Consider the following 9,016-nt stretch of genomic DNA (forward strand, 5'->3'; position numbering starts at 1 on the left):
CCCACATTTTTGTGTGCGTTTCAATTCAGAATGGAGTCAGCTGCCGTTCCCGCCGTGCGCCTCTTCAAAGAAGTAATCCTTCCAGCTCCCCGCCTTGTTCTTCAACACCCCCAACTCCTGCAATTTCTCGGCATAGATATAGGTACGCTGCGGCACGATGGTGAAGTCGATTTCCGGGTCCTGGACAATCTTCTCCACCAGCGCCAGCGGTAGCTTCGACTGCTCTACACGAATGTAAGCCTGGGCCGCTGCCGGCTTGTCGGCCTTGATGATTTTCTCGGCCTCGGCCAACGCGTCATAGAACGCCTTGTAGGTCTTGGGGTTCTCGTCGTGGAATTTCTCGGTGGTGTACAGCACATTGAACGTCGCCGGGCCGCCGAGAATGTCGTAGGAACTCAGCACCTTGTGCACCTTGGGATTCAACAACTCCTGGTACTGGAACGGCGGGCTGGAAAAGTGCGCGTTGATCTCCGAACCGCCAGCAATCAGCGCCGCAGTGGCGTCCGGATGCGCCAGGCTGATGGAGATATCGTCGAACTTCTTGTAGTTGTCGTTCCCGAACTGCTTGGCGGTTTCAATCTGCAAGGTACGCGACTGGAAACCCACGCCCGCGGCCGGTACGGCGATGCGGTCTTTTTCGCTGAAGTCCTTGAGGGTCTTCACATCCCGGTTATTGGTCAGCAGGTAGTTGGGCATCGAGCCCAGCGAGGCGATGGCCTTGACGTTCTGCTTGCCCTTGGTGCGGTCCCACAGCGTCAGCATGGGCGGCACACCCGCCGACACCACGTCCAGCGCGCCGGCCAGCAGCGACTCGTTCATCGCGGTGGCGCCGGAGATACTGTTCCACTCCACCTTGATGTCCAGGCCCTGTTCCTTGCCGTGTTTCTCGATCAGGTTCTGGTCACGAACCACATCGAGGATCAAGTAGCCGATGCCGAATTGCTGGGCGATGCTGATCTTGCCTTCGGCGTGTGCACCAAGGCTGAGGAGCGCACTGGCTGCTGCCAGGAGCGTCAGGGTGGGTCGTTTTATTATCATGAGAACGCTGCCGCGAGGTTGAGAAGGGTTGCGAGCGTAGCGGCCCACGTACAGTGCGAAAAAGAATATCGCGATCTATGGATATACGAAAAACACTGCCCGCCGGCGCTGCTATATTGCGCGCCTGTGCCTGATGTCATCCCCGGAGCCACTCTGCATGCTGCGCACCAACCTCAACGAGATGCTGATCTTCATGGCAGTGGTCGATGGCGCCAGCTTCGTCGCCGGTGGGCAGGCGATGGGCCTGACGCGCTCTGCCGCCGGCAAAGCCGTGGCGCGCCTGGAGGACAGCCTTGGTGTGCGCCTGTTGAACCGCACCACCCGCACCTTGAGCCTTACCGACGAAGGCCGCGCGCTGTATGACCAGGGGCTGGAGATCCTCGCCGCAGTGGACAACGCCCAAAGCCGCATCGGCCAGCCCACCGGGGTACCGCGCGGTTTATTGCGGCTTACGGTGCCCGATGCGTTCGGGCGCAAGGTGTTGCTGCCGTTGTTGAAGAAATACCTGCACGCCTGGCCCGAGGTGCAGGTGGAAGTCAGTTTCAGCGACCGCACCGCCGATATCGTCGAGGACGGCTTCGACCTGGCCATCCGCATCGGCAGCGCCAACACCGACCGCCAACTGGTTTCCCGGGTGGTCGCTCGTTATCAGGCGCTGCTGTGCGCCGCACCGGACTATCTCGCCGAGCACGGCATGCCCCGGGACATGGACGCCCTCGCCCACCACGACTGCCTGTATTTCAGCAGCCGCACGCGCAAGCAAAGCTGGCGCTTTCGCGAAGCGGACGGCACCTGGGTCAAGGCGTACGGGCGCAGCCGCCTGCGCCTGGACAGCGGCGAAGCACTGCGCGACGCTGCCGTGTCCGGGCTGGGCATCGCCTTGCTGCCGGACTTCGTGGTGGCCGAGGACCTGGCTGCCGGGCGCCTGGTACAGGTGCTGCCCGACCTGGACGCCGGGGACGTGGAGATCCTGGCGATGTACCCGAGCAAACGCTTCCTGGAGCCTCGGGTACGGCGCTTTATCGACCTGATGGTGGATGAGCTGGCGGACTGATCACCGTAACAAGGGCATTGGCGAATGGACGTCCCCACTGAGGCGACCGAAAACTACCCGCCCACGCCCTTCGGCTGGTATCGTGCCGCCCTTGAAAAAACCGCTGCGAGGAAATGGACCTTGAACACTGACGAAAAAATGACCGGGGACCTGTTCGAGGTGGACAAACGCCTGTCACTCAAGCCCGTGGTGGACTTCAACAACTACCTGCGCAGCGCTTTCGGCGATGGCCCCTGCACCTGCATCCGCTGCGTCGCCAGCGAGGGCAGCGAGGCCGGCTACGAGTTTCAGCACACCTTCGATTTCGACGGTAAAAAAACCCACCGCCGCTTCGCCTCCACCGCCGGCAGCGACGTGCTGCTGATACTGAAGAAAGCCTGGTTGTCTTACACCAAGGCCGAGCTGCCGTTGAGCGGCGCGCTGGGGCTGGACACGGTGAAAGAGTTTGTCGAGCCGCAATTGCACAAGCGCGTGGCACCGCTGTTGCTGGCCAGTGGGTTGGTCAAGGATATGGAAGGTGAATGGCGGATGCAGCCGCAGGCCGCGTGATCCTCCCTGCGTTGATCAGTAACCCACGCCACGCACCCCACCCGAAACGCGAATGGATTCGCCGGTGACCCAATGGGCGTCGTCGGACGCCAGGAACACCGCAACCGGCGCGATATCATCCGGCTCGCCAAAGCGCCCCAGCGGCGTGCCCGCGATAAGCTGCTGGCCAAATTCACCGGCAAAATTGCCGGCGGTGGCCGGCGTATTTGTATGCCCCGGAAGGATCGAATTGACCCGGATCCCCTTCGGCCCCAGTTCACGCGCCAAGGCGAAGGTCAGCGTATCCACCGCGCCTTTGGTCGCCGAGTAGACGCTGGAGGCCAGGTAGGGATCGGTGCTGAGGATCGAGCTGATATTAATGATGCTGCCCCCTTGGCCAAACAACTTGACGGCTTCCCGAGCAGCCAGGAGATACCCCAGTACATTGAGGTTGAACTGGCGATGGAACGCCTCTTCGGTCAAGTCCTCGATCATCTGGAACACCGCGACACCGGCATTATTGACCAGGATGTCCAGGCGACCATATTCGCTTCTGATGGTGTCGAATAGTTGAATCACGTCGGCTGCCAGGCTCATGTCGGCCCGAACACTCATTGCGTTGCCGCCGTCGGCCTGGATCTTCGCCACCACCCCATCGGCCTCGGCTTTGCTGGATGAATAGTTGACCACCACCGTCGCCCCCGCTGCGCCCAGTGCCTTTGCGATACCTGCGCCGATGCCTTTTGAGGCGCCGGTAACAACTGCGATTTTTCCGTCGAGCTTCATGATGTGACCTTCCAAAGGATAAGTGATACCGCTTGCCTACAGTATTCAGGCCGCAGCGGATGCAGCGGTTGCCGGTTCTTCTCCCGTGCTTGCCTATTCTTCTCGCCTGGCTTGCGTTGCCCGGCGGCGTGCCTCATGTTCAACGCCATGAACAATCAACTCGATGAACTGCGCAGCCTGGTCATGCGTGCTGGCAACCAATGGACTGATACCGGCTTGCCGCGTGTGACGATGGTGCGGGCCGAAGCCTGTGCCGATCAGGTCTACCAGCCGATGCTGCACCTGGTCCTGCAAGGTTCGAAGACCTTGTGGATAGGTGACCAGGAGCAAACCTACGGGCCCGCCAGCTATTTCGTGGTGCCCGTCGAGGTACCCGCCACCGGCCAGATTCACCCCTGCGCCCCGGGGCTGCCTTATCTGGCTCTGAGCCTGACCCTGGACCACAACGTGATCGCCACGCTATTGGCCGACGAGATCGAAACCGGCGAGCGCACGACCGACAGTTGCTTTGCCGCCGTACCTGCACCCGCCGAGCTGATCGATGCCTGGCTGCGCATGCTGCGGCTGATGGACCGGCCCAGCGAAGTTGCGGTATTGGCGCCGATGATCGAGCGGGAGATTCTGTTTCGGGTCTTGCAGGGCCCGCTACGGGCAACGTTACTGGACATGGCCCGTCCCGACGGCCGCCTGGCGCAGATCCGCCGCGCGACCGAGTGGATTCGCCAGCATTTCAATCAACCCTTTCGCGTTGAGCCATTGGCCGCCATGTCCGACATGAGCGTCGCGGCGTTCTATCGGCACTTCAAAGCCATTACGACCATGACCCCGATTCAGTACCAGAAACGCCTGCGCCTGCTCAGGGCACGCTGGTTGCTGCTGTTCGACACCAAGGATGCAGCGTCGATTGCATTCAGCGTCGGTTATGAAAGCGCCTCACAGTTCAGCCGCGAATATGCCCGGCTATTTGGCTTGCCGCCGGGGCGTGATGCCGCCAGGTTCAAGGCGCCTGGCGGGTGACGAGGGTCCGGTGATTGGCTTACACGTCAATAATCGTGGTACCCGCGATGGTTTCGGCAAACCCCATACCCAACACTCGCCCCGGCGTTGCGAACCCCGGTTGGCGTTCACCGGCCAACACCCGGCGTGCCGCCTCCACCGCCGCCAATGGCGTGTAGGTGTAGCCGTTGACGGTCTCGATCACCGAGCGCACCACCCGGCCATCGGCCCCTGTGACTTCTGCCACTGCCCGGGCACGATGGGCCTCACGCTGTTGAAGACTGGGGCCGTCGGGCAGTTGTGACAGGTCACCCTCGGGAAACGCATCGCCGCTGATGTGCACGAACATGGCGATATTCGGGATGCCCGTGGAATGCCACGCCGTCACCAAATCACCAAAAGACAGCGGCGCACACAGTACCGGGCCATCGCCAAAATCCATGAACTGCGGTTGTGCATCCGGGGTAGCGATGAGCTGCCCGTCCACCCGCACCAGGAGCCCCGCACCGATGATTTCACCCACGCTCAAGGCCGAGCCCCGGGACATGGGACCGGCGACCTGCAGCGCGACTTTCAGCGACTGCGGGTTCTGAACACGGCGCGCCACATGCATCGCCAGACAATCCGTCGGCACCACGTCCCAGCCAACCCCGGGCAACAGCATGACGCCTGCCTCAGCTGCACGCGCGCCCAGTTGCCTTGCCAAGCGGTAAACGTTGATTTCGGCGGTGATGTCCAGGTAGTCGACGCCTGCTGCAATACACGCCTGCATCAGCGCGCCCGCCGTCTGCGCAAACGGCCCCGCGAAGTTCAACAGCACGTCGATGCCATCCAGGGCGTCCGTTTCCAGGGTGTCCGGGCTGAATACTCGGTACGGCACACCCAGTTGCGCAGCCAGCGGTTCCAGCCGTTGGCGGTTGCGCCCGGCGATCACCAGGTCCAGCCCGTGTGCCTTGGCGTTTTCGGCCGCCATGCGTCCGGTGTAGCCCGTGGCGCCGTAGATCATTAAGGTTTTCATTGGACGTGCTGCCAGTTCTTGTAGACAAATTCCAGGCTGTAGCCGTCAGGGTCCAGCACGTTGGCCGCGTAGTAGTTCGGGTCATAGTGCAATCGTACCCCAGGGGCTCCATTGTCGACGGCGCCCGCGTTCATCGCCGCCAGGTAAGCCGCATCGACCTCGACCCGGCTGCCGGCGACGAACCCCACATGCACCGCCCTGCCCTCGACCGCGCCCTCGCGCAACCAGAAGAAGATCCGCCCGTTCGCGCCGAACCCCTTGAGGTCCGGGTGGCCCGGCGGGCCGTCCTTGCCGTCGTAGTCGTGGCGCGTGTTGATGCCCAGCGGCGCCAGTGCGGCCTGGTAGAAACCGATGGAGCGTTGAATGTCGCTGACCGACAAAAAGATATGATCCAGCATGCTGTCGCCTCGCTCTTCAGATGATGTAGCCGCCCGCGACCTCGATCGTCTGGGCATTGATCCAGCGGCCTTCGTCAGACAGCAACATGGCGATCACACGCGCCACGTCCTCTGGCTCCCCAACCCGACCAAGGGCGGTTTGTGCAGCCAGCAGTGCTTCGAACTCATCATTGAGCCCGCCGCCCAGTTCGGTACGGATGGCTCCCGGAGAGACGGCATTCGCACGGATATGCCGCTCGCCAAACTCCTTGGCCATGTAACGGGTGAGTACATCCAGCGCGCCCTTGAAGGCTGCGTAAGGTGCTACGCCAGCGGTGGCGACGCGAGTTGTCGCACTGGTCAGGTTGACGATGCAGGCGTGGGCTTGCAGCAGCGGCAACAGGGTTTGAGTCAGGAAAAACGGCCCTTTGAGGTGCACATTCAGCAGGCCGTCGAACTGAGCCACGGTGACCGATTCCAGGGGATTGAACAGTCCATAACCGGCGTTATTCACCAGGCCATTCAACCCACTCACACCCCAGGTGGCCGATAACGCCTGCTTTACCGCCTCGCCAAAACCTTGGAAGGAACTGATGTCGGCCACGTCCAATGGCAGCGCGACCGCCTTGCCGCCCGACGATACGATTCGCTGCACAACCGCTTGGGCGGCCTCTGGATGATTGTTGTAGGTCAGGATCACGCCCATGCCTTGCCGGGCACACAGTTCTGCGGTACTGGCACCAATGCCACGGCTGCCGCCGGTAATGAGGATAACGCCCATGTGTGGCTCCACTGCTTGCTCAAATGAGTCACCACAGTAGGCTTGCGCGCCTGCGCCGACGCAGCCGTTCCTGCTCGAAACCTGCCTGTTTCTGCTTTTTGCTTGCACAGGGCACACCTGGGCGCTCAGCATGCCCGGCATGAACACACAACTGATCGAACTGCGTACCCTGGCCGCCAAGGCTGAAAACCGCCGCACTGAAACCGGCATCCCGCGGGTGGCCATGGTCCAGGGCGCGATTCCCGAGCACATGCTGGCCGCGGTGTACGACCCGATGATCAACCTGATCCTGCAGGGCAGCAAATCCATGACGGTGGGTGATCGCACGCTGCGATACGACCCTGCGACCTATTTCGTGATGTCCATCGAACTGCCCGCCGTGGGCACCGTGCACCCGGCGGTGACCGGCGAGCCCTACCTGGCGGTCAGCCTGACCCTCGACCCGACGGTACTCGCGACGCTGCTGAGCGACTTGCCCAAACCTGCCGGGCGCTACGACCACGATGCGGGTTTTTCGGTGGCCGCCGTCACCCCCGAACTGATGGACGCCTGGCTGCGCATGCTGCGGCTGATGGGCAACCCTGAGGCGATCACAGCCCTCGCGCCGGTATACGAGCGCGAGATCCTCTACCGCGTATTGCAAGGCCCCCACGGCTGGATGCTGCGTGAAATCGCCGCGCCGGACACCGCCATGGCCCGGGTGAGCCAGGCCATCCAGTGGATCCGCCGGGACTTCGCCGAACCGATCCGGGTCGAAGCCCTGGCACAGAAAGCCGCAATGAGCGTGTCGGCCTTTCACCGCCACTTCAAGGCCGTCACCAACCTGAGCCCGTTGCAGTACCAGAAGCGCGTGCGCCTGCTACAGGCGCGCACGCTGATGGTGGGCGGCGCCAGGAACGTCACCAGCGCCGCCTTCGAAGTCGGCTATGAAAGCGCCACCCAGTTCAGCCGCGATTACGCCCGGGTGTTCGGCCTTCCACCGGCTCGCGATGCCGCGCGAATCCTCGGAGAAAACCGGAGCCCGAAGGCACGCTGACCACAACGTGCTAGCCTGCCATCGCACGCCCCACGACAAGGAGTTGCCGATGGCCGAGCCAAGCAAAAAGATGAGCCTGATGGGCCTGACCACCCTGGTGGCGATCAACATGATGGGCTCGGGCATCATCATGCTGCCCGCCAGCATGGCGCAATTGGGTGCGATTTCGCTGCTGTCGTGGCTGATCACCGCCGTGGGTTCGATGGCGATCGCGTACTGCTTTGCCCAGTGCGGCCTCTTCTGCACCCGCACCGGCGGCATGTCGGCCTACACCGAAGAGGCCCATGGCAAGTCGGGTTTCTTCCTGTGTTCGTTCCTGTATTTCCTGTCGCTGATCATCGCCAATGTGGCGATTGCGATTTCGGCGGTGGGCTATCTATCGTCGTTCATCCCGTGGCTGGGCAGCGGGCCGATCCCGTTGTTTATAGGCACCCTCGGGCTGATCTGGCTGACCACCGTGGCCAACTTCGGCGGGCCGCGCCTGACCGGGCGGATCGGCGTGATCACGGTGTGGGGCGTGATCATTCCCGTGGCGGGCTTGAGCGTGATCGGCTGGTTCTATTTCAAGACGGAGGTGTTCAGCGATGCCTGGAACCCCAACCAACTGCAACTGTGGGATGCGATTGGCGCGAGTATCCCGCTGACCCTCTGGGCCTTCCTCGGCATGGAGTCCGCGGCCCAGGGCTATGACGCGGTGGAAGACCCCAAGCGCACCGTGCCGCTGGCCTGCCTGCTGGGCACCCTCGGCGCGGCGCTGGTGTATGTGCTGTCCACCAGCGTGATCCAGGGCATCGTGCCTAACGCCGAACTGGCCGAGTCTTCCGCGCCGTTTGCCCTGGTGTATGCGCAGATCTTCACGCCGCTGGTGGGCGATATCATCATGGCCCTGGCGGTAGTGGCGTGTATTGGTTCGCTGTTGGGCTGGCAATTCACCCTGGCGCAAACGGCCAAGATGTCGGCGGACCAGCGTCTGTTTCCGCGCTTCTTCAGCCGGGTCAGCCGCGCCCACGCGCCGGTGTTGGGGCTGATTGCCTGCGCGGCGTTGCAGAGCTTGATTGCCTTGTCGACCATCTCGCCCACAGCCAGTGCGCAGTTCGGCAAGCTGGTGAACCTGGCGGTGGTGACCAATTTGATTCCTTACGTCACTGCGCTGACTGGGCTGCTGGTGATGATGCACAAGGCGCGGGTGGCGGCGGTGGTGTATGCGCGCAATACCACGGTGTTGCTGATTGCCGTGGGGTATTCGCTGTATGCGATTTATGCGTGTGGTGAGGAGGCGGTGTTTGGTGCGACGCTGGTGTTGGCGTTTGGGTATCTGTTGTATGGGTTTTTGGCGCGGCGGTTTATCACGGCCGGTGGTGGGTGAATATCCGTTATTTTGGTGATGGCTGAGATTGGTTCC

At 62.4% G+C, this 9,016-nt stretch carries 10 protein-coding genes; 5 read left to right on the forward strand and 5 right to left on the reverse strand.

Annotation, left to right across the window (positions count from 1 at the left end):
* Positions 1-36 precede the first annotated feature (36 nt).
* Positions 37-1,038, reverse strand: a complete 1,002-nt coding sequence (locus HX818_RS02915; RefSeq protein WP_177019457.1) for an ABC transporter substrate-binding protein — start codon at positions 1,036-1,038, stop codon at positions 37-39.
* Positions 1,039-1,195: 157 nt separating this feature from the next.
* On the opposite strand from HX818_RS02915, the gene HX818_RS02920 reads away from it, so the two are divergent.
* Both HX818_RS02920 and HX818_RS02925 read left to right on the forward strand, forming a co-directional pair.
* Positions 1,196-2,092, forward strand: a complete 897-nt coding sequence (locus HX818_RS02920; RefSeq protein WP_177019458.1) for a LysR family transcriptional regulator — start codon at positions 1,196-1,198, stop codon at positions 2,090-2,092.
* 120 nt (positions 2,093-2,212) lie between these two features.
* Complete coding sequence (locus tag HX818_RS02925) at positions 2,213-2,641, forward strand: hypothetical protein (protein ID WP_177019459.1); 429 nt, start codon at positions 2,213-2,215, stop codon at positions 2,639-2,641.
* A 15-nt stretch (positions 2,642-2,656) separates the two neighbouring features.
* Here the strand turns inward: HX818_RS02925 and HX818_RS02930 are convergent, their stop codons facing one another.
* Positions 2,657-3,406 (reverse strand): SDR family NAD(P)-dependent oxidoreductase, encoded by a 750-nt coding sequence (locus HX818_RS02930; RefSeq protein WP_177019460.1) that lies wholly within the window; start codon positions 3,404-3,406, stop codon positions 2,657-2,659.
* A 147-nt stretch (positions 3,407-3,553) separates the two neighbouring features.
* Here HX818_RS02930 and HX818_RS02935 point away from each other — a divergent pair, with 147 nt between their 5' ends.
* On the forward strand, positions 3,554-4,423 hold the full coding sequence (locus HX818_RS02935; RefSeq protein WP_177019461.1) for an AraC family transcriptional regulator: 870 nt from the start codon (positions 3,554-3,556) through the stop codon (positions 4,421-4,423).
* Between the two features lie 19 nt (positions 4,424-4,442).
* On the opposite strand, the gene HX818_RS02940 is transcribed toward HX818_RS02935, so the two are convergent.
* From HX818_RS02940 to HX818_RS02950, 3 genes are read right to left on the reverse strand one after another with little or no spacing between them, the layout of a single operon-like run.
* The gene (locus HX818_RS02940) at positions 4,443-5,420 is read right to left on the reverse strand and encodes a trans-acting enoyl reductase family protein (protein WP_177019462.1); all 978 of its coding nucleotides are present in this window, start codon (positions 5,418-5,420) and stop codon (positions 4,443-4,445) included.
* Positions 5,417-5,818, reverse strand: coding sequence for a VOC family protein (locus HX818_RS02945; RefSeq protein WP_177019463.1), 402 nt, complete (start codon positions 5,816-5,818; stop codon positions 5,417-5,419). Before HX818_RS02945 ends, HX818_RS02940 begins: the two co-directional genes overlap by 4 nt.
* 16 nt (positions 5,819-5,834) lie before the next feature.
* A complete protein-coding gene (locus HX818_RS02950; protein WP_177019464.1) occupies positions 5,835-6,578 on the reverse strand; it encodes an SDR family NAD(P)-dependent oxidoreductase in 744 nt (247 codons plus the stop codon).
* 139 nt (positions 6,579-6,717) lie between these two features.
* On the opposite strand from HX818_RS02950, the gene HX818_RS02955 reads away from it, so the two are divergent.
* Together HX818_RS02955 and potE are read left to right on the forward strand one after the other, a co-directional pair.
* Positions 6,718-7,614: an AraC family transcriptional regulator gene (locus HX818_RS02955; protein ID WP_174717787.1), complete on the forward strand. Its 897-nt coding sequence runs from the start codon at positions 6,718-6,720 to the stop codon at positions 7,612-7,614.
* Positions 7,615-7,663: 49 nt separating this feature from the next.
* Complete coding sequence (potE, locus tag HX818_RS02960) at positions 7,664-8,980, forward strand: putrescine-ornithine antiporter (protein WP_177008275.1); 1,317 nt, start codon at positions 7,664-7,666, stop codon at positions 8,978-8,980.
* The last annotated feature ends 36 nt before the right edge of the window (positions 8,981-9,016 follow it).

Origin of the sequence: Pseudomonas sp. F9001, from assembly GCF_013385435.1 — a bacterium.
Taxonomy (GTDB): domain Bacteria; phylum Pseudomonadota; class Gammaproteobacteria; order Pseudomonadales; family Pseudomonadaceae; genus Aquipseudomonas.

What these genes read in the sequence shown, in the direction of transcription:
- HX818_RS02915 (WP_177019457.1), bottom strand. Translation starts at nt 1,038, where the DNA reads ATGATAATAAAACGACCCACCCTGACGCTCCTGGCAGCAGCCAGTGCG.
- HX818_RS02920 (WP_177019458.1), top strand. Translation starts at nt 1,196, where the DNA reads ATGCTGCGCACCAACCTCAACGAGATGCTGATCTTCATGGCAGTGGTC.
- HX818_RS02930 (WP_177019460.1), bottom strand. Translation starts at nt 3,406, where the DNA reads ATGAAGCTCGACGGAAAAATCGCAGTTGTTACCGGCGCCTCAAAAGGC.
- HX818_RS02935 (WP_177019461.1), top strand. Translation starts at nt 3,554, where the DNA reads ATGAACAATCAACTCGATGAACTGCGCAGCCTGGTCATGCGTGCTGGC.
- HX818_RS02940 (WP_177019462.1), bottom strand. Translation starts at nt 5,420, where the DNA reads ATGAAAACCTTAATGATCTACGGCGCCACGGGCTACACCGGACGCATG.
- HX818_RS02945 (WP_177019463.1), bottom strand. Translation starts at nt 5,818, where the DNA reads ATGCTGGATCATATCTTTTTGTCGGTCAGCGACATTCAACGCTCCATC.
- HX818_RS02950 (WP_177019464.1), bottom strand. Translation starts at nt 6,578, where the DNA reads ATGGGCGTTATCCTCATTACCGGCGGCAGCCGTGGCATTGGTGCCAGT.
- HX818_RS02955 (WP_174717787.1), top strand. Translation starts at nt 6,718, where the DNA reads ATGAACACACAACTGATCGAACTGCGTACCCTGGCCGCCAAGGCTGAA.
- potE (WP_177008275.1), top strand. Translation starts at nt 7,664, where the DNA reads ATGGCCGAGCCAAGCAAAAAGATGAGCCTGATGGGCCTGACCACCCTG.